The 26,169-nt window shown below is 73.7% G+C and carries 28 protein-coding genes; 15 read left to right on the top strand and 13 right to left on the bottom strand.

The window, feature by feature from the left end:
- Nucleotides 1-13: 13 nt before the first annotated feature.
- From ACZ5DC_RS17870 to ACZ5DC_RS17860, 3 genes are all read right to left on the bottom strand, one after another.
- Nucleotides 14-640, bottom strand: coding sequence for a cytochrome b/b6 domain-containing protein (locus ACZ5DC_RS17870; RefSeq protein WP_468653740.1), 627 nt, complete (start codon nucleotides 638-640; stop codon nucleotides 14-16).
- Nucleotides 624-1,373 (bottom strand): molybdopterin-dependent oxidoreductase, encoded by a 750-nt coding sequence (locus ACZ5DC_RS17865; RefSeq protein ID WP_468653738.1) that lies wholly within the window; start codon nucleotides 1,371-1,373, stop codon nucleotides 624-626. Before ACZ5DC_RS17865 ends, ACZ5DC_RS17870 begins: the two co-directional genes overlap by 17 nt.
- Before the next feature lie 141 nt (nucleotides 1,374-1,514).
- Nucleotides 1,515-2,489, bottom strand: a complete 975-nt coding sequence (locus ACZ5DC_RS17860) for a hypothetical protein (RefSeq protein WP_468653736.1) — start codon at nucleotides 2,487-2,489, stop codon at nucleotides 1,515-1,517.
- A gap of 397 nt (nucleotides 2,490-2,886) precedes the next feature.
- Here ACZ5DC_RS17860 and ACZ5DC_RS17855 point away from each other — a divergent pair, with 397 nt between their 5' ends.
- The 7 genes from ACZ5DC_RS17855 to ACZ5DC_RS17825 all read left to right on the top strand — a co-directional run bounded on the left by ACZ5DC_RS17855 (nucleotide 2,887) and on the right by ACZ5DC_RS17825 (nucleotide 8,049).
- Nucleotides 2,887-3,783 (top strand): DMT family transporter, encoded by an 897-nt coding sequence (locus tag ACZ5DC_RS17855; protein WP_366750716.1) that lies wholly within the window; start codon nucleotides 2,887-2,889, stop codon nucleotides 3,781-3,783.
- Nucleotides 3,784-3,925: 142 nt separating this feature from the next.
- A complete protein-coding gene (locus tag ACZ5DC_RS17850; RefSeq protein WP_468653734.1) occupies nucleotides 3,926-4,441 on the top strand; it encodes an NUDIX domain-containing protein in 516 nt (171 codons plus the stop codon).
- A 21-nt stretch (nucleotides 4,442-4,462) separates the two neighbouring features.
- Nucleotides 4,463-4,855, top strand: coding sequence for a YidH family protein (locus ACZ5DC_RS17845; RefSeq protein WP_468653732.1), 393 nt, complete (start codon nucleotides 4,463-4,465; stop codon nucleotides 4,853-4,855).
- Entirely contained in the window at nucleotides 4,852-5,178 is a 327-nt protein-coding gene (locus tag ACZ5DC_RS17840; protein WP_468653730.1) for a DUF202 domain-containing protein, read from the top strand. Before ACZ5DC_RS17845 ends, ACZ5DC_RS17840 begins: the two co-directional genes overlap by 4 nt.
- Nucleotides 5,179-5,330: 152 nt before the next feature.
- Nucleotides 5,331-5,630 (top strand): hypothetical protein, encoded by a 300-nt coding sequence (locus tag ACZ5DC_RS17835; protein WP_366750712.1) that lies wholly within the window; start codon nucleotides 5,331-5,333, stop codon nucleotides 5,628-5,630.
- A 167-nt stretch (nucleotides 5,631-5,797) separates the two neighbouring features.
- On the top strand, nucleotides 5,798-6,820 hold the full coding sequence (locus ACZ5DC_RS17830; protein WP_468653727.1) for a phosphotransferase family protein: 1,023 nt from the start codon (nucleotides 5,798-5,800) through the stop codon (nucleotides 6,818-6,820).
- 5 nt (nucleotides 6,821-6,825) lie between these two features.
- The gene (locus ACZ5DC_RS17825; protein WP_468653725.1) at nucleotides 6,826-8,049 is read left to right on the top strand and encodes an acyl-CoA dehydrogenase family protein; all 1,224 of its coding nucleotides are present in this window, start codon (nucleotides 6,826-6,828) and stop codon (nucleotides 8,047-8,049) included.
- 40 nt (nucleotides 8,050-8,089) lie between these two features.
- Here ACZ5DC_RS17825 and ACZ5DC_RS17820 read toward each other — a convergent pair whose 3' ends face one another.
- Genes ACZ5DC_RS17820 through ACZ5DC_RS17810 form a run of 3 tightly spaced genes read right to left on the bottom strand, consistent with a single transcriptional unit; the run spans nucleotide 8,090 to nucleotide 11,140 of the window.
- Nucleotides 8,090-8,683, bottom strand: a complete 594-nt coding sequence (locus ACZ5DC_RS17820) for a TetR/AcrR family transcriptional regulator (RefSeq protein ID WP_041665058.1) — start codon at nucleotides 8,681-8,683, stop codon at nucleotides 8,090-8,092.
- Between the two features lie 25 nt (nucleotides 8,684-8,708).
- A complete protein-coding gene (locus ACZ5DC_RS17815) occupies nucleotides 8,709-10,370 on the bottom strand; it encodes a class I adenylate-forming enzyme family protein (protein WP_468653723.1) in 1,662 nt (553 codons plus the stop codon).
- A complete protein-coding gene (locus ACZ5DC_RS17810) occupies nucleotides 10,367-11,140 on the bottom strand; it encodes an SDR family oxidoreductase (protein WP_366750708.1) in 774 nt (257 codons plus the stop codon). Before ACZ5DC_RS17810 ends, ACZ5DC_RS17815 begins: the two co-directional genes overlap by 4 nt.
- Nucleotides 11,141-11,321: 181 nt before the next feature.
- On the opposite strand from ACZ5DC_RS17810, the gene ACZ5DC_RS17805 reads away from it, so the two are divergent.
- Both ACZ5DC_RS17805 and ACZ5DC_RS17800 read left to right on the top strand, forming a co-directional pair.
- Entirely contained in the window at nucleotides 11,322-12,545 is a 1,224-nt protein-coding gene (locus ACZ5DC_RS17805; RefSeq protein ID WP_468653721.1) for an exo-beta-N-acetylmuramidase NamZ family protein, read from the top strand.
- A 32-nt stretch (nucleotides 12,546-12,577) separates the two neighbouring features.
- Nucleotides 12,578-13,876, top strand: coding sequence for a serine-threonine protein kinase (locus ACZ5DC_RS17800; RefSeq protein ID WP_468653719.1), 1,299 nt, complete (start codon nucleotides 12,578-12,580; stop codon nucleotides 13,874-13,876).
- Between the two features lie 18 nt (nucleotides 13,877-13,894).
- On the opposite strand, the gene ACZ5DC_RS17795 is transcribed toward ACZ5DC_RS17800, so the two are convergent.
- The gene (locus ACZ5DC_RS17795; protein ID WP_468653717.1) at nucleotides 13,895-16,684 is read right to left on the bottom strand and encodes a penicillin acylase family protein; all 2,790 of its coding nucleotides are present in this window, start codon (nucleotides 16,682-16,684) and stop codon (nucleotides 13,895-13,897) included.
- 207 nt (nucleotides 16,685-16,891) lie between these two features.
- Here ACZ5DC_RS17795 and ACZ5DC_RS17790 point away from each other — a divergent pair, with 207 nt between their 5' ends.
- Both ACZ5DC_RS17790 and ACZ5DC_RS17785 read left to right on the top strand, forming a co-directional pair.
- Nucleotides 16,892-17,494 carry a hypothetical protein gene (locus ACZ5DC_RS17790; RefSeq protein WP_468653715.1) on the top strand — a complete coding sequence of 201 codons (603 nt, stop codon included), beginning with the start codon at nucleotides 16,892-16,894 and terminating at the stop codon, nucleotides 17,492-17,494.
- Between the two features lie 87 nt (nucleotides 17,495-17,581).
- On the top strand, nucleotides 17,582-18,367 hold the full coding sequence (locus ACZ5DC_RS17785; RefSeq protein WP_468653713.1) for a 3-keto-5-aminohexanoate cleavage protein: 786 nt from the start codon (nucleotides 17,582-17,584) through the stop codon (nucleotides 18,365-18,367).
- A 39-nt stretch (nucleotides 18,368-18,406) separates the two neighbouring features.
- Here the strand turns inward: ACZ5DC_RS17785 and ACZ5DC_RS17780 are convergent, their stop codons facing one another.
- On the bottom strand, nucleotides 18,407-19,369 hold the full coding sequence (locus tag ACZ5DC_RS17780; protein WP_468653711.1) for a helix-turn-helix transcriptional regulator: 963 nt from the start codon (nucleotides 19,367-19,369) through the stop codon (nucleotides 18,407-18,409).
- Between the two features lie 151 nt (nucleotides 19,370-19,520).
- On the opposite strand from ACZ5DC_RS17780, the gene ACZ5DC_RS17775 reads away from it, so the two are divergent.
- Nucleotides 19,521-20,207: an alpha/beta fold hydrolase gene (locus ACZ5DC_RS17775; protein WP_468653709.1), complete on the top strand. Its 687-nt coding sequence runs from the start codon at nucleotides 19,521-19,523 to the stop codon at nucleotides 20,205-20,207.
- 48 nt (nucleotides 20,208-20,255) lie between these two features.
- Here ACZ5DC_RS17775 and soxR read toward each other — a convergent pair whose 3' ends face one another.
- A complete protein-coding gene (gene soxR / locus ACZ5DC_RS17770) occupies nucleotides 20,256-20,714 on the bottom strand; it encodes a redox-sensitive transcriptional activator SoxR (protein WP_468653707.1) in 459 nt (152 codons plus the stop codon).
- A gap of 104 nt (nucleotides 20,715-20,818) precedes the next feature.
- On the opposite strand from soxR, the gene ACZ5DC_RS17765 reads away from it, so the two are divergent.
- Nucleotides 20,819-21,280: a MaoC family dehydratase gene (locus ACZ5DC_RS17765; protein ID WP_366761190.1), complete on the top strand. Its 462-nt coding sequence runs from the start codon at nucleotides 20,819-20,821 to the stop codon at nucleotides 21,278-21,280.
- A 10-nt stretch (nucleotides 21,281-21,290) separates the two neighbouring features.
- Here ACZ5DC_RS17765 and ACZ5DC_RS17760 read toward each other — a convergent pair whose 3' ends face one another.
- The 3 genes from ACZ5DC_RS17760 to ACZ5DC_RS17750 form a co-directional block, all read right to left on the bottom strand.
- Nucleotides 21,291-21,914, bottom strand: coding sequence for a TetR/AcrR family transcriptional regulator (locus ACZ5DC_RS17760; RefSeq protein ID WP_171157817.1), 624 nt, complete (start codon nucleotides 21,912-21,914; stop codon nucleotides 21,291-21,293).
- A 73-nt stretch (nucleotides 21,915-21,987) separates the two neighbouring features.
- Nucleotides 21,988-22,275: a YiaA/YiaB family inner membrane protein gene (locus tag ACZ5DC_RS17755; RefSeq protein WP_468653705.1), complete on the bottom strand. Its 288-nt coding sequence runs from the start codon at nucleotides 22,273-22,275 to the stop codon at nucleotides 21,988-21,990.
- Between the two features lie 71 nt (nucleotides 22,276-22,346).
- On the bottom strand, nucleotides 22,347-23,498 hold the full coding sequence (locus ACZ5DC_RS17750) for an acyl-CoA dehydrogenase family protein (RefSeq protein WP_468654183.1): 1,152 nt from the start codon (nucleotides 23,496-23,498) through the stop codon (nucleotides 22,347-22,349).
- A gap of 90 nt (nucleotides 23,499-23,588) precedes the next feature.
- Between ACZ5DC_RS17750 and ACZ5DC_RS17745 the strand changes: the two genes are divergently transcribed.
- Complete coding sequence (locus tag ACZ5DC_RS17745; RefSeq protein ID WP_468653703.1) at nucleotides 23,589-24,224, top strand: TetR/AcrR family transcriptional regulator; 636 nt, start codon at nucleotides 23,589-23,591, stop codon at nucleotides 24,222-24,224.
- 60 nt (nucleotides 24,225-24,284) lie between these two features.
- Nucleotides 24,285-25,007 (top strand): ArsR/SmtB family transcription factor, encoded by a 723-nt coding sequence (locus ACZ5DC_RS17740; RefSeq protein WP_468653701.1) that lies wholly within the window; start codon nucleotides 24,285-24,287, stop codon nucleotides 25,005-25,007.
- 79 nt (nucleotides 25,008-25,086) lie between these two features.
- Here the strand turns inward: ACZ5DC_RS17740 and ACZ5DC_RS17735 are convergent, their stop codons facing one another.
- Nucleotides 25,087-26,169: a Zn-dependent alcohol dehydrogenase gene (locus ACZ5DC_RS17735; protein WP_468653699.1), complete on the bottom strand. Its 1,083-nt coding sequence runs from the start codon at nucleotides 26,167-26,169 to the stop codon at nucleotides 25,087-25,089.

Below are 26,169 nucleotides of genomic sequence, written 5' to 3'. Positions count from 1 at the left end.
TCGGTGTTCCGCGTCAGGGGCGCCACAGGGAGTGCTCCCGGCGTGCCCACTCCCCCGTCACCGTTCCCGTCCGCAGTCCCCGCCTCGCCTCCGGGTCCCCCAGGGCCATGCCGATGTGGCCGGCCAGGACGACGCCGATCGTCAGGGCCAGCCAGTCGTGGACGAAGGTCGCCGAGGTCCGCCACACCAGCGGGGTGAGCCGGGTGAACCACATCAGCAGGCCGGTGCCGAGCATGACCAGGGCCGCCCCGGCGATCCAGGCGGCGTAGACCTTCTGGCCGGCGTTGAACTTGCCCGCGGGACGCGATGCGGGGCGCCGGTCGCGGCGCAGCGCGGCGCGCAGCCAGACCCGGTCGTGCGGGCCGAAGCGGTTGAGGAAGCGCAGGTCGGCGCGGAAGGCGCGGGAGGCCAGGCCGAGCAGGACCGGCACCGGCAGCGCGAGCCCCGCGCACTCGTGCACCCGGACGACCAGTTCCCGGCGGCCGACCAGGACCGCCAGCTGGGGGACGTAGAGGAAGGCCGCGGTCAGCACGCACACGCCCATCAGCGCGGCCGTCGCGCGGTGCACCCAGCGTTCGGCGCGGGTGAAGCGGTGGACGCGGGCGCTCGGCGGGGCCGGGGTCTCAGCTCGTAGGCTCATCGTCGCGTCCGTTCGAGCGGCCGACCCAGGCGTCGACGTCGTAGCCGAGGTCCTCCCAGTAGCCCGGCTCCACCCGGTCGGTGACGGTGATGCCGGAGAGCCACTTGGCGGACTTGTAGAAGTACATGGGGGCGACGTAGAGGCGGACCGGGCCGCCGTGGTCGTGGCCGATGTCCTCGTCCTGCATGCGCAGGGCGACCAGCACGTCCGGGCGGCGCGCCTGGCCGAGGGTGAGGCTCTCGGTGTAGGTGCCGTCGAAGCAGGTGAAGCGCAGGGCCCTGGCGGAGGAGCGGACGCCCGCCGCGTCGAGCAGGTGGGACAGGCGTACGCCCTCGAAGGGAGTGCCGGGGACCCGCCAGCCGGTGACGCACTGGACGTCCTTGACCAGCCGGGTCTGCGGCAGGGCGCGCAGCTCGTCGAGGGTGTAGCCGCGCGGGTGGTCGACCAGGCCGTCGATGGTGAGGCGGTAGTCCGCTGCGGTCCTGTGCGGCACGGAGGCGGCGACGGAGTAGTAGCGGAAGCCGCCGCCGTTGGGCAGCAGACCGGTCAGGCCGGTGGGGTCCTTGCCGGCGACGCCGCCGAGGAAGCCCTCGACGCCGCGTTGCAGCGCGGGCGCCGCGACCACGCCGAGCGCACCCAGGCCGAGGGTGCCGAGGAAGACGCGGCGGCCGATGGGCCTGCCGTCCCGCTCGTGCGCCTGTTCCTCGGATCGTTCAGCGTTCACGTGTTTCATTCGAGCACTCGGGGCCGCGCGGGGCCAGGCGTTCGGGCCACTGGTCAGATTTCCGTAATCACTTCTTACGTGCGTCGCTTCTCACACGCGTCGCTTCTCGCATGCGTCGCTTGTTGTGTACGGCGTCCGGGCCCCGGTGTCTCAGTGTCCGAGCGCGCGGGCGCGGGCCGTCCGGAAGGCCGCCAGGGGGTCGGGATGCGTGTACGACCAGGGTGCGGGGGTGGCGTGGGCGCCGATGCGCTGGAAGAGGGCCGCCGCCTCGGCCGGGCGGCCGGCGCAGGACAGGGCGAACGCGAGGTGGTTGAGGTCGACGTGGCGGCGCGGGTGCTCGTCGTGCTCCCACTCCAGCCACCAGTCGAAGCAGGCGCGCAGGATGCGCCGGGCGCGCGGGCCGGACCAGTGCCCGCGGGCGGCGGGGTCGGCGGGGGCGAGGCCGGTGGCGGCGAGGACCCGGTGGCGCTCGGCGTAGGCGACGACCGGCAGGACGGCCAGCGGGGAGTCGGCGGGGGCCTCGGCGGCGGCCAGCTCGGCGACGTCGTACACCTCGTGGGCCTCGGCACGGCCGCCGGCGGGGCGTTCGGCGAGGCGGGCGACCAGCAGGTGGTGGGCGTGGTGGTGCTCGGGGTGGCGGCGGCGCAGCTCGGCGAAGGCGGCGAGCACCTCCCGCTCCGGGCCCAGGGCGCGGGCGAGCAGCAGCCGGCCGAGCCAGGGGGTGGGGTCGTCGGGGGCCAGCGCGGCGGCCGTGCCGCACGCCTCGTGGGCCCGGCCGGGTTCCTCCCCGCCGCACACGGCGCGGTGCACCAGGGCCAGGGCGAGCAGGGCGGCGGCGTCGGCGGAGCCGGGTTCGGCGGTCAGCCAGTCGGTCGCCCAGGCGGCGGCGCGGGCGTCCTGGGCGAGCACGGTGAGGCGGTGGCCGCGGCGGTCCCAGTCGTCGCCGGTGTGCACCAGCAGCGAGCGGGCGGCCTGCCGCCGGCCCTGGGCCAGCGCGGCGCGCGCGGTGCGCAGTTCCGCGTCGTCGAGGGCGGCGTCGAAGGCTCCGGAAGCGCCGGCGGCTGTCTCGCCGGACGGTTCCGTGGGGGCCCGGCGAGCGCCGAGCAGGGGCGGGAGAGGGGACACCGCGGGACTTCCTGTTTGTCGGGCTGCCATCGACCGATCACGCACAGCAAACCCTCAGCCAAGGGTCGCGTCAAGCGGAACGGCGGTGGTGCGAGCTTCAAGTACCTTGTCAGAAGCGGAACTTGATCGTCCCGGCGCAGGTGGGCCGGGGCGCGGCCGTCCGGGGCCGGAAAGGTTCCTGTGGCGTATGCCATCCCGTTTTCCGGGGCGTACGCCCCGGCTTCTGTGGCGCAGGCCATGGCGCCGCGGGTCCCCGGCCCCGGACCATGGCGAGTCGGACCCGGATCATGGCGAGTCAATCGCCCGGTTCCGGGTACTTCCGGGGCAATGTCGTCCTGGGAGCGCTACAGTCGGCCACTACCGCCCGTGGTACGGCCGGATGATCGAGGTACACAGCGTGTCGGTTCTGGTTCTCCTTCTCGCCGTGAGCGCGGCCTGCTGTCTGGGCTTCGGGTTCGTCCTCCAGCAGGACGCGGCGCAGAAGGCACCGCTCAGCGACTTCCTCTCCTTCCGCCTGCTGATCGACCTGGTGCGGATACCGCGCTGGCTGGGCGGTCTAGGGCTGATGGTGGCCGGCATGGTGCTGGGGGCGATCGCCCTCGGCAAGGGTGAGATCTCCCTGGTCGAGCCGCTGCTCGCGACCAACCTGCTGTTCGCCCTCGCCCTCTCCCGGCACCAGACCGGGCAACCGCTCGGGCGTCAGGGCTGGGCCGGGCTGCTGCTGCTCGCGGGCGGGGTGAGCGCGTTCATCGTCGCGGGCGAGCCGCGCGGCGGCACGGCGGTCACCGATCCGCTGCGGCACTGGCTGATCATCGGAGCGGTGGTGGGCGCGGCCCTGGTCCTGACGACGTACGCCAAGCGGTCCCGGCTGAGCTGGGGCCCGGTGCTGCTGGCCCTGGCGGCCGGACTGCTCTACGGCGTCCAGGACGCGCTGACCCGGGTGAGCGGCACCCGCTTCTCCGCCGGCGGCCTCACCGAGCTGTTCTCCGGCTGGCAGCCGTACGGGGTGGTGGCCTGCGGGGTCACCGGTCTCGTCCTGGTGCAGAGCGCGTTCGAGACCGCCCCCCTGCGCATGTCGCTGCCGGCGCTCACGGCGGCCGAGCCGCTGACCGGGATCCTGTGCGGGGTGGGTTTCATGGGCGACCGGCTGCGCACCGACGCCGGCGCGCTGGCCGGGGAGGCGGCCGGGCTCGCGGCGGTGGTGGCGGGCATCGTGCTGCTCGGCCTGCACCCGGCGATGCCGTGCGGCACGACGGAACAGGAACCGGACCCCCGAGACCTCCAACGCCGCTGAGCCCCGTTCGGCCCCCTGGCTGTTCCCGGGTGGGTGGCCTGCCCGTTCCCGGGTGGGGGGCCTGCCCGGATGGGGCCACCCTGCCGCCGGTCGGGGCGACCCCGGGCAACCGGGGCGATTCCTCCCGGCCAGAATGATCGGTATGAATCCTGCTGACGAGATTCTCGACATCGTCGACGAGCACGACCGGGTCGTCGGCCGGTATCCGCGCGGCGAGGTCTATGCCCGCGGGCTGCGTCACCGGTGCGTGTTCATCGAGGTCCGGGACGCGGCCGGCCGGCTCTTCGTGCACCGGCGCACGGCGGCCAAGCTGGTGTTCCCCTCCCTGTACGACCTGTTCGTCGGCGGGGTCGTCGGCGCCGGCGAGTCCTACGACGAGGCGGCGCTGCGGGAGGCCGAGGAGGAGCTGGGCGTCACCGGGCTGCCCCGGCCGGAGTTCCTCTTCAAGTTCCTCTACGACGACGGCGCCGGGAACAGCTGGTGGTCGGCGGTGTACGAGGTCCGCTGCGAGCTGCCGGTGCGGCCGCAGGCGGAGGAGGTCCAGTGGCACGCCTTCCTGTCCGGGGAGGAGGTCGCGCGGCGGCTCGGCGAGTGGGAGTGGGTGCCGGACGGGCTGGCGGCCCACGAGCGGCTGCGGGCGCTCCGGGCGGGCCGGTGACCGCCGGGTAGGGTCGGCCGCGTGAGCGAATTCGTACGGAACATCCGGCTGTGGTTCGCGCCGGAACGGTTGCGGGACGAGGGCGGGACCCCCGACTACCGTTTCTCGCTGGCCAACGAGCGCACCTTCCTCGCCTGGCTGCGCACCGCGCTGGCACTGATCGGCGGCGGATTCGCGGTGGACCAGTTCCTCCCGGACCTGCGCCGCGCCTGGCGGGTCGGACTCGCGCTGGCCCTGCTCGCGGCCGGCGTCCTGTGCGCCCTGCGCGCGGTGAACCACTGGGTGCGCTGCGAGCGCGCGATGCGCCGCGGCGAGGACCTGCCCGCGTCCCGCTTTCCCGTGCTGCTGAGCCTGGTCGTGGCGGCCGTGGCCGTCGTGATGGTGCTGGTGGTCCTGGTGGGGTGGGAAGGGTGAGTGCCGGGGAGGCGGGGGCCGGGCGGGACCCCGGGCTCCAGCCGGAGCGCACCCGGCTGGCCTGGCGGCGTACGACCCTGTCGGCCGCCGTGGCCGCCGTACTGGCCGTGCGGGCGGCGCTGCACGGCGGCGTCTCGGCCGGCGCCGCCGTCCTGGGCGCGCTGTGCTGCGGGCTGTGCCTGGCCTTCCTCCGGGTCGCCCACCTCCGCATCCACGCCCTGGCGGCCGGCACCCCACCGCCCGCGCTCGCCCCGCGCCAGGCGACGGCGGCGGTCCTGTGCGCGGTGGCGATGGCGGTGTGCGCCGCCGTACTGGTGGTCTAGGGCCCGGTCCCGCTCCGCCGGCGGCGGCTCCTCCGCGGTGCGCCGGTCCTCCGGGGTACTCGGACGCCACACGACCGGAATGCCCTGGTACGCGGCTTTCGCGTGGCAGTCTTCCGGCGTCAGGCACCCCGCCCCCCTCGAAGGTGAGCACCATGACCACCGTCCACCAGGAACACGCCGAGCACGCGACGCACCGTCACGGACCGGACTGCGGGCACAACGCCGTGCCGCACGGCGACCATGTCGACTACGTCCACGACGGCCATCTGCACCGGGAGCACGAGGGCCACTGGGACGAGTGCGAGCCGGCCGGGCACGCCGTCCACGAGGGCCATGAGCACGTGCACCACGACGAGTGCGGGCACGCGCAGGTGCCGCACGGCGACCACGTGGACTACCTGCACGGCGGGCACCGGCACGCCGAGCACGGGGACCACTGGGACGACCACTGACCCACCGGGGAGGTACGGCGACGGCTTCCGGGCGGCGCGCCCGGGGGCCGTCGGCCTATCGTGGCTCCGGTCACGTTCCGCCCGATCTTCACGACGCGCACTGGACGGCATACCGACCGGTCGGCATCATGAGTCCAGACCTGTTCGCCCGTTCGTAGGAGTGACGTATGAGCGCCGACCACCCACCCGGTCTCGACCCGGACCGGCTGCGCGCCCTGCTCGACCGCGAGCGCCCCGGTCTGGTGAACGGCCCCCTGACCGGACGGCTGATCGAGGGCGGACGCTCGAACCTCACCTACGCGCTCTCGGACGGCACCTCGAAGTGGGTCGTCCGCCGGCCGCCGCTCGGCCACGTACTGGCCACCGCGCACGACATGAAGCGCGAGCACCGCGTGATCAGCGCGCTGCACCCGACCCGGGTGCCGGTCCCCCGCCCGCTGCTGCTGTGCGAGGACGAGGAGGTGCTCGGGGCGCCCTTCTACGTCATGGAGTTCGTGGCGGGCACGCCGTACCGCACCGCCGACCAGCTCGCCCCGCTCGGCGCGGAGCGCACCCGGAACGCGGTGCTGTCGCTGGTGGACACGCTGGTCGAGCTGCACGCCGTGGACCCCGCCGAGGTGGGCCTCGCCGACTTCGGCCGCCCCGAGGGGTTCCTCGACCGCCAGCTGCGCCGCTGGGGCAAGCAGCTGGACGCCTCCCGCAACCGCGAGCTGGCGGGCATCGACGAGCTGCACGCGGCCCTCGGCCGCCGGCTGCCCGCCTCCCCCGCCCCGGCCGTCGTCCACGGCGACTACCGCCTGGACAACGTCCTGATCGGGGAGGACGACACGATCAAGGCGATTCTCGACTGGGAGATGTCCACGCTCGGCGACCCGCTCACCGACCTGGGTCTGCTGGTGATGTACAGCCTGCCGCTCGGCATGCCCGACTCGCCCGTGTCCACGACCGCCGAGGCGCCCGGGCACCCCGACCCGCGGGAGCTGGTCGAGCGGTACGCAGCCCGTTCCGGCCGGGACGTCTCGGCCGTCTCCTGGTACACGGCGTTCGCCTGGTTCAAGCTCGCCGTGATCCTGGAGGGCATCCACTACCGGTACACGCTCGGCCAGACGGTCGGCCGCGGCTTCGACCGCATCGGCGACCTCGTGCCCGTCTTCATCGACCACGGACTGACGACCCTTCAGGAAGGCTGACCGGCATGGACTTCGCGTTCGACGCGCGCACCGAGGAGCTGCGCGGCAGGCTCCTCGCCTTCATGGACGAGCACGTGTACCCGGCCGAGGCGGTCGCCGAGGAGCAGCGGGCGCGGCTGGCGTCCCCCTGGGACACGCCGGCCGTGGTCGAGGAGCTGAAGGCCGAGGCCCGCAGGCAGGGCCTGTGGAACCTCTTCCTGCCCGACGCCGAGTACGGCGCCGGGCTGACCAACCTCCAGTACGCGCCGCTCGCCGAGATCACCGGCCGTTCCCCGCACCTGGCGCCGACCGCGACCAACTGCGCCGCGCCCGACACCGGGAACATGGAGGTGCTGGCGCAGTTCGGCACCGAGGAGCAGCGGAAGCAGTGGCTCGAGCCGCTGCTGGCCGGTGAGATCCGCTCGGCGTTCGCGATGACCGAGCCGGAGGTGGCGTCCTCGGACGCCACCAACATCACCACGCGCATCGAGCGCGCCTCCGACGGCACGGACGAGTACGTCGTCACGGGCCGCAAGTGGTACATCTCCGGGGCGATGAACCCGGACTGCAAGATCTTCATCGTGATGGGCAAGACGGACCCGGACGGGACGGACATCCGCCGCCAGCAGTCCATGGTCCTGGTCCCGCGCGACACGCCGGGCGTCACCGTGAAGCGCGCGATGCGGGTGTTCGGCTACGAGGACCACTCGCACGGCGGCCACGCCGAGGTCGTCTTCGACCACGCGCGCGTGCCCGCGGCGAACCTCGTCGGCGAGGAGGGCGGCGGCTTCGCCATCGCCCAGGCCCGGCTCGGCCCCGGCCGCATCCACCACTGCATGCGGCTGATCGGGATGGCCGAGCGGGCGATCGAGCTGATGTGCCGGCGGGCCGTGACCCGTACGGCGTTCGGCAAGGCGCTGGCCCAGCAGGGAGTGGTCCAGAACTGGATCGCCGACGCCCGGGTCACCGTGGAGCAGCTGCGGCTGCTGGTGCTGAAGACGGCGTGGCTGATGGACACCGTCGGCAACAAGGGCGCCCACACGGAGATCCAGGCCATCAAGATCGCCACCCCGCGCGCGGTGGTCGGCATCCTGGACCGGGCGATCCAGCTGTACGGCGCGGGCGGGGTGAGCCAGGACTTCCCGCTGGCCGAGCTGTACGCGAGCGCCCGCACGCTGATGCTCGCCGACGGCCCGGACGAGGTCCACCAGCGGTCGCTGGCCCGCCGGGAGCTGAAGAAGTACCTCTGAGGCCGCAGGCGCCTCGGAGGCCCCCGGCCGCCGAGGCGCGCTACGGCCGCAGGGCCCGCAGCAGCAGGTCGGCCAGGTGGTCGGCCACCTCCTGCGGGCCCATCGGGCCGTCCGGCCGGTACCACGTCGACAGGTGGTGGACCGAGCCGAAGTGGTAGTCCACGACCAGGTCGGCCGGGGTCGCCGTGGAGAACACGCCCGCCTTCTGGCCCTCCTCCACCAGCGCGCGGAAACGCTCGTGGTAGCGCCGGCGCTCGGCGCGGACCTGCTTGTTCTTCTCCGGGCTCAGGTGGTGCATGGACCGGAAGAAGATCATCGCGTCGTCGAGGTTCTCGATCGTGGTGACGACGACGTCCGCCGCCGCGTCCCTGAGCCGCTTCTCCACCGGCTCGTCGGCGTTCGCGAAGGTGTCGAGACGCTCCTGCTGGAGGCGCAGCACGCGCGCGTACACCTCGTGCAGCAGGTCGTCCTTGGAGCCGAAGTAGTGGTACAGCGCCCCCTTGGTGACGCCGGCCGCCTCCACGATCTCCTGCACGGAGGTGCGGTCGTAGCCCTGCTCCGCGAAGAGCCGGGTGGCGGCGGCCAGCAGCCGCTGCGGGACGGGCGTCCCGTCTCCGTCCGTCGTCCTGGGCACTGCCGCCACCTGCCTTTCCGTGAGGTCACTCGCTGTCGCGGGAACGCAGTTCCCGCCGGAGGATCTTCCCACTCGCCGTCTTGGGCAAGTCGGGCAGGATCTCCACCTGGCGCGGGTACTTGTAGGCGGCCAGTCTCTCCTTGCAGTACGCCGCGAGTTCGCCCGGGTCCGTCCCGGCCCCCGGACGGAGGCTGATGTAGGCCTTGACGGTCTCGCCACGGTACCCGTCGGGGACGCCGACGACGGCCGCCTCGCGCACCGCCGGGTGGGTGTAGAGGACGTCCTCGACCTCGCGCGGCCACACCTTGAAGCCGGACGCGTTGATCATGTCCTTCTTGCGGTCGACGACGTACAGCCAGCCCCGCTCGTCCATGAACCCGATGTCGCCGGTGCGCAGCTCGCCGTCCGGGAAGGTCTCGGCGGTGGCGTCCGGCCGCCGCCAGTAGCCCGGCACCACCTGCGGCCCGCGCACGACGATCTCGCCGTGCTGCCCGAAGGGCACCTCCGCGCCCTGCTCGTCCAGGATGCGCACGACCGTGTCGGCGCCGGGCAGGCCCACGGAGAGCGTCCCGGAGACCGGGTCCACGGGCGCCTCCAGGTGCGGCGGGACGGAGGCGCAGGGGGCGGTGCACTCGGTGAGGCCGTAGCCGACGCGCAGGTACGGCCCGAAGCGCTCCCGGAACGCCTCCACCAGGGCCGGCGGCACGGGGGCGCCGCCCGACGACAGGTTCACGAACGAGGCGAAGTGCTCGCGGGTGGCGTCGGGCCGGGCGGCGAGCGCCATGTAGGCGGTGGAGGGGCCGACGGTGTAGTGCGGGCGGTGCTCGGCGAAGGCGTCCAGGACGACGCCGGGCTCGAAGCGGTAGGTGAGCACGAGGGTGCCGGCGCCGACCAGGCAGGCGCCGAACTGGCAGACCATGCCGGTGATGTGGAACAGCGGCGCGAGCGCGTAGTACACGGGCGCCTCGGGCAGGCCGAGCCCGGCGGCCTGCCGCCCGGCGTTGTGCATGACGTTCGCGTGCGTGTTGGTGGCGCCCTTGGGCGTGCCGCTGGTGCCCGAGGTGTAGCTGATCAGCGCGATGTCGTCCGGGCGCGGCGAGCGGCCCTCGGGGGCCCGGCCGCCCTGCCGGGCGACGGCCACCAGGTCGTCGGCGTCCGGGGCCTGGGGCAGCCGCTCGAAGCCCAGCACGCGCGGGTCGTCGCGGGTCTGGAGGTCCCGTTCGCAGGCGGTGAGCACGATCCGCACGGGCGAGCCGGCGGCCGTCTCCCGCAGGTACGCCTCCCAGGCCCGGTCGGAGCAGATCAGCGCGGCCACCTCGCCGTCCCGCAGGACGTGCGCCACCTCCCCGGACTTGTACATGGGGTTGACCGGGACGACGGTCGCGCCGGCCTTCCAGGCGCCGAGCACGGCGAGCACGAAGTGCGGGGAGTTCTGGAGCAGGACGGCCACCCGGTCGCCGCGTTCCAGGCCGCGCGCGGCGAGGTGGGCGGCGACGGCGTCGCTCAGCTCGTCGGCCTCCCGGTAGCTGATCCGGCCGTCGAAGTAGGCGAGGAAGGTGCGGTCGGGGGCCTGGGCGACGGCGTCGCCCAGGGCGTGCACGAGCGAGTCGGCGGCGTCGACGGGGGCGCGCTGGGCCTCGGTCAGCAGCGCCAGCCAGGGGCGGGCCGCGTACGGGGAGGCGGTCACCGGGCGGCCTCCCACTTGCGCTGGAGGTGGTTCATGTTCGTGAGCCAGCGGTCGGGCTCGCCGGCCCGCGCCTGGTAGAAGCCGGCGACCTCGGGGTGCGGCAGGATCAGGAAGCGGTCCTGTGCGATGCCCTCGAACAGGGCGTCGGCGACGGCCTCGGGCGCGATCGCGGTCGGCTGGAGCACCAGGTCGCCCGCGCTGCCGGTGGCGGCCAGCATGTCGGTGCGGACGCCCTGCGGGCAGATGGCGTGGACCTTGATCCCCCGGTGCCGGTACGTCAGCGACAGCCACTCGGCGAAGGCGTACGCGCCGTGCTTGGTGACGCTGTAGGAGGGCGCGCCGATCATGGTGAGCAGCCCGGCGGCCGAGACGGTGGAGACGAACCGCCCGCCGCCCCGCTCCAGCCAGTCGGGCAGCAGCGCGTGCGCGGCCCGGACGTGGGCCATCAGGTTCACGTCCCAGGAGGTGGCCCAGGTCTTCTCGTCCAGGGTGCCCGCGAGGTCGCCGTCCTCGAAGGCGACGCCGGCGTTGGCGCAGTAGACGTCCACCGTGCCGCCGAGCGCGTCGCGGGCCTCGGCGACGATCGCCGAGGCGTCACCGGGCACGGCGGTCCCGCCGATCTCGTCGGCCACCGCCTTGGCCCGCACGGCGTCCAGGTCGTTCACCACGACCCGCGCCCCCTCGGCGGCGAACCGCCGGGCCAGCGCCGCCCCGATCCCCCCGCCGGCTCCGGTGACGACCACTCCCGCATCCTGCACGGCTTCCACCATCGGTCTCCTTCGACACGGTGCGACTCGGCTCAGCGCTCGCCAGACTAACCGGTCGGTATGTGTAAAAGAAAGGGTGACTGCGCCAACCTCTAGGGGCGCGGGGCGTTGCCGGTGTGCGGCTGCGCCGCGTGTGCGCGAGCAACCCGGACGGCCCGCACGTGCCCACTCACCGGAGGTCCCCATGCCCCTGTCCCGACGGACCGTTCTCGCCTCGGCGACGACAGCGGCCCTGCCGGCCACCACTCCCGGAGACCGTGCGCGTCTGCACACCGGTTTCGAAAGACTCGCGGCCGGCGGCTACGCCGTCCTGGACGGCCGGCGCGTCGGCGTCGTCACCAACCCCACCGGCGTCACGAGGGACACCGAGCACATCGTCGACGTCATGCACCGGGACCCCCGCGTCAGGCTGACGGCGGTCTTCGGCCCGGAGCACGGCTTCCGGGGCACCGCGCAGGCGGGCGGCTCCGAGGGCCGCTACGACGACCCCGCGACCGGCCTCCCGGTGTACGACACGTACCTGAAGAGCGGCCGCCCGCTCGCCGACGTCTTCACCGCCTCCGGCGTCGACACCGTCGTCTTCGACATCCAGGACGTCGGCGCCCGCTTCTACACGTACATCTGGACGCTCTACGACTGCATGGAGGCGGCCCAGCTCGCCGGCAAGCGGTTCGTCGTGCTGGACCGCCCGAACCCGGTGACCGGACGCGAGGCGCTCGGCCCGGTGCTGCACAAGGAGTTCGCCACCTTCGTCGGCCGGCAGCCGATCGCGCAGGCGCACGGGATGACGGTGGCGGAGCTGGCCCGCCTGTTCAACGGCGAGTTCCTGGCCGCGCCCGTCCCGCTGGAGACCGTCCGCATGTCGGGCTGGAAGCGCTCCGGCTTCTACGACGCCTCCGGTCTGCCCTGGGTGCCGCCGAGCCCCAACATGCCCACGGCGGACACCGCGTTGGTGTACTCCGGGACCTGCCTGTTCGAGGGCACCAACCTCTCGGAGGGGCGCGGCACGACCCGGCCCTTCGAACTCCTCGGCGCCGAGGGCCTCGACGGCCGCTGGGCCGCGGCCGCGAACGAGGAGGGGCTGCCGGGTGTGCGGTTCCGGGAGGCGTACTTCACGCCCACGTTCTCCAAGTTCCAGGGCAAGACCGTCGGCGGCGTGCAGGTCCACGTGACCGACCGGGCCGCCTACGACCCCGTGCGCACCGGGATCGCGCTGCTGGTGACCGCCCGGAAGGCGTGGGGCGGTTTCGCCTGGCGGCCGGACGACTGGATCGACAAGCTCACCGGCTCCGCGCAGGTCCGCACGATGATCGACGCGGGCGCCGGCACCGACGAGGTGACGGGCGCCTGGCAGGAGGAGCTGGCCGCGTTCCGGCGGGTCCGGAAGGGGTATCTCCTGTACACGTAGCGCTCCTCCCTCCGGGAGCTTGGGGGTCTGGCATGGCGGAGCCCGGGACGAGTGTGACTCCCTACTGGGAGCTGACCTTCGACGCGGACGGGGACGTGGACGGCCCCGAACGCGACCGGCTGCTGACGCAGGTCACCGGCCACGGCGTCCGTGACCTGGTCGTCTTCTCGCACGGCTGGAACAACGACCGCTCGGGCGCGACCGCGCTGTACCGCCGTTTCCTCGCCCCCCTCCCGGCGCTGGCCCCGGGGGCCCGGCTGGGGTACGTCGGCGTGATCTGGCCGTCCATGCGGTTCAGCGACGAGCCGATCCCGGACTTCCCGGGGTCCGTGGCGGCCGTGGAGGCGGCGGCACCGCGTCCGGCGCTGGACCAGGGCACCCGGCGCGCCCTGCTGGAGGCGTTCCCGGGCCGGACGGCCGTGCTGGACCGGCTGGCCCGGATGCTGGACGAACGGCCGGGCGGCGCCGAGGGGCTGACCGAGTTCGGGGGGCTGGTGCGGCTGCTGCTGGGCGACGGCCGGCAGGGGGCGGCGGCCGACACGGACGAGGACGGCGAACCGGCCGTGTTCGGCGATGACCCGGTGACCGTGTGCGAGCAGTTCGCCGAGGCCCTGGCCGCGCTCGACGCATCGGGCGACGCGCCCCGGTTCACCCTTCCGAACCCCTGGGACGGCGCGAAGGAACTGCTGCGGCAGGCGACGTACCTCCAGATGAAGCGGCGGGCCGGGACGGTCGGCGAGCGGGGACTCGGCCCGCTGCTGGGGCGGTTGGCGGGGGCGGCGCCCGGGGTGCGCGTGCATCTGCTCGGGCACAGCTTCGGCGGCCGGCTGGTGGCGTTCGCGCTGCGCGGGCTGCCCGCCGGAGTCGGCGCGGTGAAGTCGGTGACCCTGCTCCAGGGTGCCTTCTCGCACTACGCGTTCGCGGCCCGGCTGCCGCACGCCCCGGACCGGTCGGGCGCGCTCAAGGACCTCCAGCGGCGCGTCGACGGCCCGCTGGTGTGCTGCCACTCGCGCTTCGACGCGGCCCTCGGCACGTTCTATCCGCTGGCCTCCCGGCTGACCGGGGACGACCGGACGTGCGCGGGCAGCGAGATCGCGGCGGTGCTCGGGCCGCGGTGGGGTGCCATGGGCCACGACGGGACGCAGGCGGTGCCGGGCACCGTGCGGCTCGACCTGGCGGCGGCTCTCGGCGGCCGGCTGCCCGCGTCGGGGTGCGTGAACGTGGACGCGGCGGCCGTGGTCCGGCGCGGTGGCGCGCCGTCCGGGGCGCACAGCGACATCGTGCACCCCGAACTGGCGCGGCTGGTGCTGGCGGCGGGCCGTATCGCCTGACCCGCCGCCCGTGGCGGGTCAGCGGTGCGAGGTGTACTCCACGACCTGCTGGAAGGTCGGCCGGTTCTGCCAGCTGATCCTGCCGTGCTTGATGCCGCCCAGCGTGCGCTGGACGATCGAGTCGGCGCACCACTGGTCGCCCGCCGAGCACTGGTCGTCGCCCGGGTAGACCTGGGCGGCGGTCAGGCCGGCGGCCTGCTTCAGGGTGCTGATCAGGGTGTCCCGGCAGGCGGTGAGGCTGCCGCCGCCGCAGTACGTCCGGGCGAGACCGCCCCGCACGGACTCCCCGAGCACCGCCCGGATGTCCTTGTCGACGTAGGACCACCAGCCGTACTGGAAGGAGCTGCCGGCGTGCGAGCCGGTCGGGCCGTGGCCGGCGGACGGTGCCTCGTCGACCGGCAGGTTTCCGGTGACCGCGGTGTAGAGGTCGCTGCCGAGGCCGGGTTCGAACTCGGCCTTGACCAGCAGCGGCCACCAGGCGTCCAGGATGCGGATCGCGTCGGCGTCGGCGTACTTCTTGGAACCGGCCGACGTCTCGGTGCGCTTGGCGCCGGCGGCCGCCCACGCCTGGAGCTTGCTCACCGCCGCGGCGGCCGTGGAGTCGGTCACCGGCGAGGAGGTGACCACCCTGAGCAGCTTGGGCAGCACGTCCTCGGCGCGCAGATCGGCGAGGCCCGCGTCCGCCATGGCCTGCACCAGCTTGGTCCGGGTGACCCCGCCGGCCGCTACCAGCTTCTTCACCCGGTCGTCCAGCAGGTTGCCGCGGTGCACGGAGCCCTCGCCCCAGGGCGCGGCCGCGTAGTCCTCGGCCTGCTTGTTGTTCCAGGAGACGTAGTAGTCCTGGTCGACGGAGTTGGGGTGCGCGGAGGGCGGGGTGTAGTCGGCGGTGTTGGTGGCCGGGTCCCAGTTCCGCCACTCGTACGCCGGCTGCGCCCAGACCGGGAACTCGCTGTCGACGCCGCTCGCGCGGACGGGGTTGTCACCGCTGTTGTAGTAGGCGGTGTGCTGGGAGTCGGCGTAGAACCAGTTGAAGGTGAAGTTGATGTGCTGCGCCGCGCTCTGGAAGTCCTTCGGCCCCTTGACGTAGTCGGGGTCGTTGAGCATCTGGAAGCCGATGATGGAGTCGGCCTCGTGCAGGTAGGAGGAGCGCAGGGTGGTGTAGGCGACCTTCTTGCCGCCGGCGGTGGCGCGGTACTCCACGGGTCCGTACTTGGTCCGCCACGCGCGCATGGTGTACGACCCGGCGGCCGTGCCGTCGGCGGTGGTGGGCTTCCAGGCGTTCTTCTGCTCGATCTTCTCCATGGCCGTGCAGGTGCCGTGGTACAGGTAGTGGTAGTCGTCCTGGCACAGCTCGACCGCGTAGGTGTCGATGATGTCCTGGCCGGAGGTGGTGGCGCTCCAGGAGTAGTCCTGGCCGCGGCCGAGTTCGACGTACATGCTCAGGCCCGCGAAGGAGGCTCCGCGGGCGCTGATGCCCGGGCCCTGGATCTCCTGGAGCATGAGCAGCTGCGGGGCGAAGTAGCCGGTCTGCGGCCCGAAGACGGCGATGGGGTGGCCGCTGGCGGTGTACTTGCCGCTGACCACGAGTGCGTTGGACATGCCGCGCCGGGCGGAGCCGAGGACGTTCTTCGCGGCGGAGGCCGAGGTGCCGGTGGCGGCGGCGGCGGACGCGCTGCCGGTACGGTCGTAGACCAGCGGTTCGCGGGTCACCGAGCCGGCGTCCGGCAGGGCCTCGCCCTGGGCGTCGGCGGGCTTGGCGCCGTAGGGGAAGCTCTGGCCGTCGTGGAGGGTGAGGACGGCCTCGGGGTCGTTGCGTTCGCGGAAGGACTCCCAGACCCTGGTGCCCTCCTCGACGCCGTACTTCGCCTGGGCGGCCAGCAGGGAGACGGCGTTGTCGACCTCGCCGCCGCCGCCGGAGCCGAACAGCGAGCCGATGACGGAGGCGAGCGCCACGAGGTCGGTGACCTTGAAGTGCTCTATGGTGCCGGCGTTGGTGATCGAGTCCTTGTGGCCGGTCAGGACGTACTCGCCGGGGAAGTAACGGCCGCTGTCGGAGGCGTCGATGTAGGCGTTGATGCCGTCGAGGTAGGCCTTGACGTCGGCGAGGGCCTGCTGGCCGCGGGCGCCGTTCTTCGCGACCGCGTTGTCGATCTGCGCCTGGAGGTCGGCCTCGGTGTAGGGCGCGTTGCGGTAGAACTGCTGCTCCAGGCTCTGGTTGGCGGGTGCGCCGCCGGCGAAGGAGGTCAGCTGGCCGCGGCCCACGTGCCGGAAGACGTCCATGAGCCACAGCCGGTCCTGGGCCGCCGCGTACCCGGCGCCGAACTCGGTGCCGTAGCGGGTGGTGCCCGTGATGTGCGGCACACCGGTCTTCTTGTCGCGGACGATGGTCACGTCGCCGCGGCCGGCCGGCTTCTCGGTGGAGGCGACCTGGTCGGCGGGGACGCCGAACGAGGCGTCGTTGAAGAAGGTGTTGATCGTGGTGTCGGTCAGGCCCTTGTAGCCGGTGGCCAGGTCGGCGTACGGGCCGAGCTGGTCCTCGGCGTGCGCGGGCTGGGTGCCGAAGGCCTGGTTGAGCAGGATCTGGGCGAGCGTGGCGTTGCCGTTCTCGCCGGGCGGCATGATGTCCGAACACCGGCCGCCGCAGTAGTCGTTGGCGGCCGTGGCGTCGGTCGCCGCCACCGCCGTCTGGGTGAGGGGGGAGAGAAGACCTGCGACGAGGACGCATACGGACGCGGTCTTCAGGAACCCGGGAAGACGGCGGGACGTTCTCAGTCTGTCAAGGGCGGTACGTGGGGTTCGCCGTGGCATGGCAGCTCCTAGCGACAGAGGTGGCCGAACGTTACCGCCGGTATCCCCAGCTTTAAAGATGAACATGCGTCACTTTCTGGAGTCTGGAGACAGATCCCGAGAAGAGATGGAGCCGAATCGCCTGTCGATACGTCTCTTCGACGACGTCCGTGCGACGACGCCGAAGTGACCGGAGTACAGGTGCAGGTGTGACGGAGGTGCAGGGCGATGGCAGGTTTCCGGAGTCTGGCGAGACAGGTACGCGATCCGGGCTGTGATCTGGCGCTGCGGCGGTACTCGCTGCGCAAGTGCCTGGAGAAGTTCGCCCCTTACGGGCATCGGGCGACCTGGGACCATCTGTGCTCCCGGGCGGGGTTCGGCCCCGAGGACCGCTCCCCCGATCCGGCGCGGCTCGTGGCCGCGCTGGAGGAGCTGGAGGAGGCCCGTGACGTCTGGCTCGCCTACGAGACCGACTTCACCGAACGCCGCAGGAAGGAGAAGCACGACGGGCTGCGCCGGCCGGGCAGCGTGGACGACTGGCACCGGCTGACCTGGGGCGGCTTCGGGGTCGCCTGGTGCGACGACCCGCGGGTGCACCCCGGTGAGCCGCTGGCGGTGGTGCTGCGCCGGCTGATCGCCGCGCTGGAGCGGGAACCGGGCTCGTCGTGCCCGGTGTGCGGCGGCGAGCGCCTGGTGTGGAGGTACGGCCTGGACCACGAGCCGTCCTCCGGCCCGGTGTGCGCGGACTGCGGCATCCTGGTGCCGCGTCCGGTCCTCAGCCCGCGGGCCCTTGAGTACGCCCGTCGGGGACGCGTGCTGATGTCGGCCTGAGCCGGCGGCGTTCCCAGGGGCGTGCCGACCGGGGGGCGCGCTGGGGATGCCGCGCCCTCTGCCGCGGGAGTGCGGCACCATCGAGTCATGGTGCAGGTGTGTCTCAACGGGCGTCGTACGGCCGCCGACGGCGTCGCCGTGCCGATGTCCCCGCAGGATCTGGCGCGTTCCGCCGCCGAGGCGGTGGCGGCCGGCGCCACCTCGGTCCACGTCCACCCGAAGACGCCGTGCGGCCACGACAGTCTCTCCCCGCGCGTCCTGGTCCCGGCCCTGGAGGCGATCCGGGCACGGGTGCGGGTGCCGGTCGGGGTGACCACCGGCGCCTGGGCGGAACCGGATCCGTCGGCGCGGCTCGCCCGGGTGCGCTCCTGGCCGGTGCTGCCCGACTTCGCCTCGGTCAACTGGCACGAGCCGGGCGCCGAGGAGGTCGCCGGACAGCTGCTGTCGATGGGTGTGGCCGTGGAGGCGGGCATCTGGTCCGGCACCGGGGGCGCGCGCCGGTTCGCGGACTCGCCGCTCGGGCCCGCCGTGTCACGGGTGCTGGCCGAGGTGACCGACCCGGACCCGGCGACGGCCGAGGCGTCGGCGCGTGCGCTGCTGGCCGAGCTGGGTGCGGCGCACGGCCGGCCGGTGCTGCTGCACGGCGAGGAGGGCGGGACCTGGCCGGTGCTCCGGCTGGCGGGCCGGCTGGGCCTCGCCACGCGGATCGGCCTGGAGGACACCCTGTTCCTCCCGGACGGCCGGCGGGCCGGGTCCAACGCCCGCTTGGTGGCGGAGGCACGGGCCCGGTACGGAACCGCCGAAGACGGTTCCGCTGCCCGTGCGGGCGACGGCGACGGCGGTGCGGGACAAGCGGGTTCGGCCCCGGCGTGAGTCCCGGCGTGCCCGTCGCCGCGCAGCACCCCGGCCCGGTCAGGGCTGGTCCGAGACGGCCGCGGTGAACTGCGCCGCCAGCTGCGCGACCGCGGCGCGCAGTTCCTCGCCGCCCTCGACGCGGAAGGCGAACGGCACGCGCGCCAGCCACTCCCGTGCGTACGCGGCCGGGTTGCGCGTGCTGCCGACCAGCACGCAGCCGTCCCCCGAGGGTTCGAGCCGTCCCATGGGCGGCTGGATCCAGGGGGCCACCTCGGCGAGGGGCGCGGCGAACACCACGCGGGTGGGGAACACCCATCCCAGGCCCAGGTTCTCCTCCAGCACCGCCACCGGGTCCAGGTCGCCGGGTGGTGCGAAGCCGTGCGCGGTCGGCCGGACCGCGCGGACCCGGTCGACCCGGTAGGTGCGGATCGCCCCCGCGCGGTGCGAGTGGCACAGCAGGTACCAGCGTCCGTGGCGGACGACGACGGACCAGGGATCCACCTCCGCCTCCCACTCGTCACCGGCCTCGGCGCGGTAGGTGACCGACACCCGGCGCCGGGCCGCGACGGCGGCGACGAGTTCGCTGGTGACGGCCGGGTCCGGGCGGACCGCGTACGGGTCCGGCGCGGCCGCCGCGTACTCCCGCAGCAGGGCCGCCTGCCGGCCGACGCTCTCCGGCAGCGCCTTGACGACCTTGCCCAGGGCGGTGCCGACCAGGTCGTCGGCGTCGGCCGCGGCGGGCCGGCCGGCGAGGACCGCCATGACGAGTCCGAGGGCCTCGGGCTGCGTGAAGTGCACGGGCGGCAGCCGCGTCCCGCGCCCCAGCCGGTACCCGCCGTACGGCCCCCGGACCGACTCCACGGGGATTCCGGCCTCGCGCAGGATGCCGACGTACCGGCGCGCGGCCCGCTCCGTGACGCCCAGCCGCGCGGCGAGTTCGCCGGCCGTCGTACCGGGGCGGGCCCGGAGGACCTCCAGGGCGCGCAGTGCTCGCGCGGTGGGGCTGAGATCGTTCGGCACCCGTGCAGGCTAGTCCGCTCACCGGTCGGACGGCGGTCAGGGGACGAACCGGCAGTGGATCGTCCGGAACCGCTCCTACGGTGGCTCCCGCGGCCGGGAAGACGCTCACGACCCGGAAGAACCGGAAGAACCGGAAAAAGGGGAAGCGACCATGGACATCGTGCTCATCGGCGGGCTGTGGCTGGACGGATCGGTGTGGGGCCGCGTGGCCTCGGCGCTGGAGTCGCTCGGCCACCGCCCGGTGCCGCTCACCCTGCCGGGCCAGGGGGACGGCTCCGCGTCGGCCACCCTGGAGGACCAGGTGGCGGCGGTGCTGGCCGCGGTGGACGCGGCGCCGGGCAAGCCCATGGTGGTGGGGCACTCCGCCGCCTGCACCCTGGCCTGGCTGGCCGCCGACCGGCGGCCGGAGCGGCTGGCGGGGGTCGCCTTCATCGGCGGCTTCCCGTACTCCGACGGTCACACGTACGCCGACTTCTTCGAGGTGCGCGACGGCGTCATGCCCTTCCCGGGCTGGGCCCCCTTCGAAGGGCCGGAGACCGCCGACCTCGACGACGAGGCCAGGCGCCGGCTGGCGGCCGCCGCGGTCCCCGTACCCGCCGCCGTGGCCAGGGGCGTGGTGCGGCTGGCGGACGAGCGGCGCTTCGGCGTCCCGGTCGTGGTCGTGTGCCCGGAGTTCACGCCGGCGCAGGCGCAAAAGTGGATCGACGGCGGTGACGTACCGGAGCTGGCCCGGGCCGGGCGCGTCGGCTTCGCCGACATCGACGCGGGCCACTGGCCGATGGTCTCCCGCCCCGCCGAGCTGGCCCGCGTCCTGGCCGCGGCGGCCGACACGGTCTGACGCACGCGCCGCCGGGCACGCGCGGGGCGCCGGCCGGTCCGCTCCCCCTCAGCGGCGCTCCGCCATCAGCCGTGATCCGGTCAGCCGGGCGCCGAACTCGTCGTCCGGGTTGGACAGCACGCACGTCTCCATGGACAGGCAGCCGCATCCGATGCAGTCGGTGAGGTGGTCGCGCAGGCGGTTCAGCTGCTGGATGCGCTCGTCCAGTTCGGAGCGCCACTTCTCGGACAGGCGGGCCCAGTCCTCCCTGGTCGGCGTCCGTTCCTCCGGCAGTTCGGCCAGGGCCTCCCGGATCGTGGCGAGCGGGATGCCCACCCGCTGGGCCGCGCGGACGAAGGCGACCCGGCGCAGTGTGTCCCGGCTGTAGCGGCGCTGGTTGCCGGGGGTCCGCCGGCTGGTGATCAGTCCCTTGGACTCGTAGAAGTGCAGGGCGGACACCGCGGCTCCGCTGCGGGCGGACAACTGGCCGACGGTCAGCTCGTGGATCTTCTCGGGAATCTGGGGCACTCCCCAGAGATTACCCACCCGGCCGGTCCGCGGTCCGTTGACATCGACTCCCCACCCGACCATGCTAAGCAGTTGCTTAGAGACGCGAGCGAGAGGCCGGGAACATGGCAGAACCGAGGACCTTCACCTCCCCCGACGAGCTGAGGGCGGCCGTGGGCGAGGAGCTGGGCCCCACCGACTGGGTGGAGATCGACCAGAAGCGGATCGACCTGTTCGCCGAGGCGACCGGGGACCACCAGTGGATCCACGTGGACCCGGAGAAGGCCGCCGCCGGACCGTTCGGGACGACCATCGCCCACGGCTACCTCACCCTGTCGCTGCTGCCGCTGTTCGGGCCGCGGCTCATCCGGGTCGAGGGCGTGAAGATGGGCGTCAACTACGGCACGAACAAGGTCCGTTTCCCCGCCCCGGTCCCCGTCGGCTCCCGGCTGCGCGCCACCGGCAGGATCACCGGGGTCGAGGACGTCACCGGCGGGGTGCAGGTGACGGTCGCCTTCACCGTGGAGCGCGAGGGCGGCGACAAGCCGGTGTGCGTCGCGGAGTCGGTCTCGCGCTACTACCTGTAGATTCCGGCGGCTACCCGGCCCCGACCATGCGCAGCACGAGGTCGGCGTAGAGCGCGCCGACCTCCTCGGGGGTGCGCGGGCCGTTCACGTTGAACCAGCGGGCGACGTCGATGCACAGCGACAGCACGGCGAGCGTGGTGCCCTGGACGTCCGGCACGTCGAACTCGCCCGAGGCCACGCCGTCCTCGATGATCCCGCGCACCTCCGCGTCCACCTGGCGGCGCAGCGCGACGATCTCCGCGCGGGCCTCGGGGCCGAGGGCGTCGAGCTCGTACTGCACGACCCGCGCGGTGGTGCGCCGGCCCGCGTGCCAGCGGACGAAGGAGCCGACCGCGTCGGCCAGCCGCTCGGCCGCGGTGCCCTCTCGCCGTGCCGCCGTGCGCAGGATGTCCAGGGCCTTGTCGTGGCCGATGCGGCTGATCCGGTGGAGCAGCTCTTCCTTGGTCTTGTAGTGGATGTAGAGCGCGGCCGGGCTCATGCCGGCGCGGCCCGCGATGTCACGGGTCGTCGTCGCGTGGTAGCCGCGCTCGGCGAACGCCTCCACAGCCGCGACGAGCAGCCGCCGGGCCGCGTCAGGGGTGACCTCTTCCCACGGCTCCACGTCGCCGCCGGTCGTCTCCTGCGCCGTACTCATCGCTCGCTCGCCCCTCTCGGTGACAGGAGCACCACCATACCGCCGACGGTGAGCGGGCGCTTAGCGGAGCCGTTCAGGGCTTCTCGAAGGGGTCGTGCTCGGCGAGCAGCTTCTCCAGCCGGGCCTGGTCGACGCGGCTGACGATCTGCCCGGCCTCCTGCCGGTCCCGGATCACCTTGGCGAGGGTGAAGGCGGAGGTGACGAGGTACAGGACGGCGATGGCCAGGAAGCCGCGGACCCAGGCGCTGGCCTCGAGCCGGGCGATGCCGATGGCGGTGGCCGCCATGGCGACCGCGAAGGAGGCGACGGCCTGGCCGTAGAACGCGGCCGTGCTCTGCTGTTTGACCGGTGTGTCACTCATGGCGACCAGCATCGGCGGACGTGTCCCGCGCCACATCCGCCGGGATACTCAGACCCGGGTGCGCCGCGTACTCAGAAGGCCGACACCCCGGTCAGCGAGCGGCCGATGAGGAGTTTCTGGATCTGACTGGTGCCCTCGTAGAGGGTCATCACCCGGGCGTCGCGCAGGAGCTTGCCGGCGGGGTACTCGTCGATGTAGCCGTAGCCGCCGAAGACCTGGAGGGCGTTGTTGGCGGCGCGGACCGCGGCCTCGGAGGCGAACAGCTTGGCCTTGGAGGACTCGACGGCGAACGGCTCGCCGCGGTCGACGAGGTCGGCGACCCGCCAGGTCAGCAGCCGGGCCGCGTCCACGTCGACGGCGATGTCGCTGATCAGTTCCTGCACCAGCTGGTGACGGGCGATCGGCTTGCCGAACTGCTCGCGCTCACCGGCGTACCGCACGGCCGCGTCGAGCGCGGCCTGGGCTATCCCGACGCAGCCGGCGGCCACCGACATCCGCCCCTTGGCGAGCGCGGACATGGCGACGGAGAAGCCCTTGCCCTCCGCGCCGAGCATCGCGGAGGCGGGCACGCGCACGTCCTCCAGGACGAGTTCGGCGGTGGCCTGGCCGCGCAGGCCGAGCTTGCCGTGGACGGTACGGCGGGTCAGGCCGGGGGTGTCGGTGGGCACGAGGAAGGCGGACACGCCCTTGTGGCCGGGGGCGTCGGTGGAGCGGGCGAAGAGCAGGACGACGTCGGCCCAGGTGCCGTTGGTGATGAACATCTTGGTGCCGTTCACGACGTAGTCGTCGCCGTCGCGCACCGCCCGGGTGGTGAGGTTGCCCGCGTCGGAGCCGGTGCCGGGCTCGGTGAGGCCGAAGCAGCCGACGTACTCGCCCGCGGTGAGCCCCGGCAGCCAGCGCCGCTTGTGCTCCTCGCCCCCCCAGGCGGCGATCGTCTTGGCGACGAGGCCCAGGGAGACGGAGACGATCCCGCGGACCGAGGAGTCACCGCGCCCCAGCTCCTCGGTGACCAGGCAGTAGGAGAGGTGGTCGCCGCCGGAGCCGCCGTACTCCTCGGGCACGGTCAGACCGAGGAAGCCGACCTCGCCGAGCTTCTTCACGATGCCCCGGTCGACCTCCTCGGCGCGGTCCCAGGCGACCACGTGCGGGGCGATCTCGCGCTCCACGAAGTCCCGGGCGAGCCGCCGTACGGCCGTCTGCTCCTCGCTGAGCCCCAGGTTCACCACGAGATCACCTCTTCACCGATGGATCTTGAAAGCCGTACATTTAAATTAGCACTGCTAGTTTCCGGCCGCAGCCCTACTATGTGCGCCATGGCCCGACCGCGCAAGCCCCTCCTCAGCACCGACCGGATCGTCGAGACGGCCCGGGACCTCGTGGACCGGGAGGGTCTGGCGGCCGTCTCCACGCGCCGGCTCGCCGCCGAGCTGGGGGTGAGCGGGCCCTCGCTCTACAACCACTTCCGCACCAAGGACGAGATCCTGGAGGCGGTCGCGGACTCGGTGAGCGCCCTGGTCGACCTGTCGATGTTCGAGGACGGCCGGGAGTGGCGGACCGCGCTGCACGACTGGGCCGTCTCCTACCGGGCCGCCCTGCGCGACCACCCGAACATCGTCCCCGTCCTCGCCCGGGGCCCCGGCCGCCGCCCGGCCGCGCTGCGGCTGGCGGACGCGGTCTACGGCGCGATGGTCGACGCGGGCTGGCCGCCCGCGCAGGCGACCTCCATCGGCGCGCTGATGCGGTACTTCATCATGGGCTCGGCGCTGGGCTCCTTCGCCGGCGGCTTCGTGGACGACGCGAGCGCGTACGACCCCGCCGACTACCCCCACCTCGGACAGGCCCATCTGCTCGCCGAGCAGCAGGAGAAGATCGACGAGCGGGCCTTCGAGACGGGGCTCGCCGCGCTGCTGGACGGGCTGGCGCAGCAGTACCGGCAGACGCGGGTCTGAGCACGCGCGGCCGGTGACGCTTCGGCCGCCGCCGAAGCGTCCCTGCCGCATGCTGGGGGCATGAGCACCGAGAATCCCCAGGCGGCCGGGCTGGCGGCGCTGGCCGGGCTGATCGCCGACCGGACCCGGGCCGCGTGCCTGCTGGCGCTGCTGGACGGGCGGGCGTGGACGGCCGGTGAGCTGGCCCGGCACGCCGGGGTCGCGGCCTCCACGCTGAGCGAGCACCTCGGCAAGCTGGTGGCCGGCGGACTGCTCGCGGAGGAACGGCAGGGGCGGCACCGGTATGTGCGGCTGGCCGACGCCCGGGTGGCGCAGGTGGTCGAGGACCTCGCCGCGCAGGTGCCCGCGGCAGCGGTACGGCGCCCTCCGCGCAGCCTGCGCGAGGCGAGCGCCGGCGCCGCCCTGGCCCGGGGGCGGACCTGCTACGACCATCTCGCCGGGCGGCTCGGGATCGTGCTCACCGACGCGCTGACCCGGCGGGGGCTGCTGCGGCAGGACACCGGGTTCGCGCTGACGGACGCGGGCGTGGCGTGGTTCGGCGCGGCGGGCGTGCCGCTGGACCCCGGTGGCCGGCGGCCGCTGGCCCGCGCGTGCCTCGACTGGACGGAACGGCGACCGCATCTCGCCGGGGCGGCGGGGGCGGCCCTGTGCCGGCGGGCGCTGGAGGCGGGCTGGTGCGTGCGGGTGGGATCGGGCCGGGCGGTCGCGGTGACCCCGTCCGGGGAGCGGGTGTTCTCCGACCTGCTCGGCATCTCCGGGCGGCCCTGGCTGGAGACCGGGTGAGGGGGCCGGGGTTGCGGCGCCGGGCCGGGCGCCGGTGCGTCAGGACGGGTCGCCCGGTTGCCCCTCGGGGTGCTCGCCCTCAGAAGACGACCACCGCCCGTCCCCCCTTGCCCGCCAGCATGTTCCCGAAGGCCGTCGGGATCTCCTCCAGGGTGATGCGGTCCGTGACCAGCAGGGAGAGGTCCAGGCGGCCCTCGCGCACGTGCTCGGCGAGGAGCGGCACGTCCCGGGACGGGTCGCTGTTGCCGTAGACGCAGCCCGATAGCGTGCGGCCCCAGTGGAAGAGCTCCAGGGCGTTGAAGGTGACCTGCTGGTCCTTGCCGCCGATGCCGACGACCGTCGTACGGCCGCCCCGGCGCGTGGACTCCCAGGCCGCGCGGATGGAGACCGCGCGGCCCACGCACTCCACGGCGACGTCGACGCCCTGCCTGCCGGTCAGGGCGCGGATCTCGCGGGCAGTGGTGTCGGAGGCGAGGACGTAGTCCGTGGCGCCGGCGGCGCGGGCCAGTTCCTCCTTCCCCGGGGAGACGTCGACGGCGATGATCCGGGACGCCCCCGCGAGGCGGGCCGACTGGAGCGTGGCGAGACCCACTCCGCCGACGCCGAACACGGCCACCGTCTCGCCGGACCGGACGCGCGCCGAGTGGTGCACCGCGCCGTAGCCGGTGAGGACGGCGCAGCCCAGCAGGGCGGCGTCCACCAGCGGCACCCCGTCCGGCAGCGGCAGCACACAGGACGCGGCGACCACCGTCTCCTCGGCGAACGCGGCCACGTTCAGGCCGGGGTGCAGGTCGGTGCCGTCGGCCGTGCGGGCGTGGACGTCGGCCGCGCCGTTCAGCGCGTTCGCGCACAGCCACACCTCGCCCAGCGCGCAGGCGTGGCAACCGCCGCAGGAAGGCGCCCAGTTGAGGACGACCGGGGACCCGGGCGAGACATGCGTGACGCCCTCCCCGACGGCGACGACCGTGCCCGCGCCCTCGTGGCCGAGGACGGCCGGGACCGGCACCCGCATGGTGCCGTCGGACAGGGAGAGGTCGGAGTGGCAGACGCCGGCGGCGGCGAGGCGGACCCGGACCTGTCCGGGGCCCGGGTCGGGCAGCTCGATCCCCGTGATCTCCAGCGGGGCGCCGATGGCGGGCAGGACGGCGGCTCGTACGGCCAT

It is taken from the genome of Streptomyces sp. NPDC031445 (assembly GCF_055581365.1).
This window is presented reverse-complemented; position numbering and strand designations above follow the sequence as displayed.

Coding starts and splice junctions, on each gene's coding strand:
- ACZ5DC_RS17870 (WP_468653740.1), bottom strand. CDS start 640: ATGAGCCTACGAGCTGAGACCCCGGCCCCGCCGAGCGCCCGCGTCCAC.
- ACZ5DC_RS17865 (WP_468653738.1), bottom strand. CDS start 1,373: ATGAAACACGTGAACGCTGAACGATCCGAGGAACAGGCGCACGAGCGG.
- ACZ5DC_RS17850 (WP_468653734.1), top strand. CDS start 3,926: ATGAATCCTGCTGACGAGATTCTCGACATCGTCGACGAGCACGACCGG.
- ACZ5DC_RS17835 (WP_366750712.1), top strand. CDS start 5,331: ATGACCACCGTCCACCAGGAACACGCCGAGCACGCGACGCACCGTCAC.
- ACZ5DC_RS17830 (WP_468653727.1), top strand. CDS start 5,798: ATGAGCGCCGACCACCCACCCGGTCTCGACCCGGACCGGCTGCGCGCC.
- ACZ5DC_RS17825 (WP_468653725.1), top strand. CDS start 6,826: ATGGACTTCGCGTTCGACGCGCGCACCGAGGAGCTGCGCGGCAGGCTC.
- ACZ5DC_RS17810 (WP_366750708.1), bottom strand. CDS start 11,140: ATGGTGGAAGCCGTGCAGGATGCGGGAGTGGTCGTCACCGGAGCCGGC.
- ACZ5DC_RS17805 (WP_468653721.1), top strand. CDS start 11,322: ATGCCCCTGTCCCGACGGACCGTTCTCGCCTCGGCGACGACAGCGGCC.
- ACZ5DC_RS17800 (WP_468653719.1), top strand. CDS start 12,578: ATGGCGGAGCCCGGGACGAGTGTGACTCCCTACTGGGAGCTGACCTTC.
- ACZ5DC_RS17795 (WP_468653717.1), bottom strand. CDS start 16,684: ATGCCACGGCGAACCCCACGTACCGCCCTTGACAGACTGAGAACGTCC.
- ACZ5DC_RS17790 (WP_468653715.1), top strand. CDS start 16,892: ATGGCAGGTTTCCGGAGTCTGGCGAGACAGGTACGCGATCCGGGCTGT.
- ACZ5DC_RS17785 (WP_468653713.1), top strand. CDS start 17,582: ATGGTGCAGGTGTGTCTCAACGGGCGTCGTACGGCCGCCGACGGCGTC.
- ACZ5DC_RS17775 (WP_468653709.1), top strand. CDS start 19,521: ATGGACATCGTGCTCATCGGCGGGCTGTGGCTGGACGGATCGGTGTGG.
- ACZ5DC_RS17765 (WP_366761190.1), top strand. CDS start 20,819: ATGGCAGAACCGAGGACCTTCACCTCCCCCGACGAGCTGAGGGCGGCC.
- ACZ5DC_RS17760 (WP_171157817.1), bottom strand. CDS start 21,914: ATGAGTACGGCGCAGGAGACGACCGGCGGCGACGTGGAGCCGTGGGAA.
- ACZ5DC_RS17755 (WP_468653705.1), bottom strand. CDS start 22,275: ATGAGTGACACACCGGTCAAACAGCAGAGCACGGCCGCGTTCTACGGC.
- ACZ5DC_RS17745 (WP_468653703.1), top strand. CDS start 23,589: ATGGCCCGACCGCGCAAGCCCCTCCTCAGCACCGACCGGATCGTCGAG.
- ACZ5DC_RS17740 (WP_468653701.1), top strand. CDS start 24,285: ATGAGCACCGAGAATCCCCAGGCGGCCGGGCTGGCGGCGCTGGCCGGG.
- ACZ5DC_RS17735 (WP_468653699.1), bottom strand. CDS start 26,169: ATGGCCGTACGAGCCGCCGTCCTGCCCGCCATCGGCGCCCCGCTGGAG.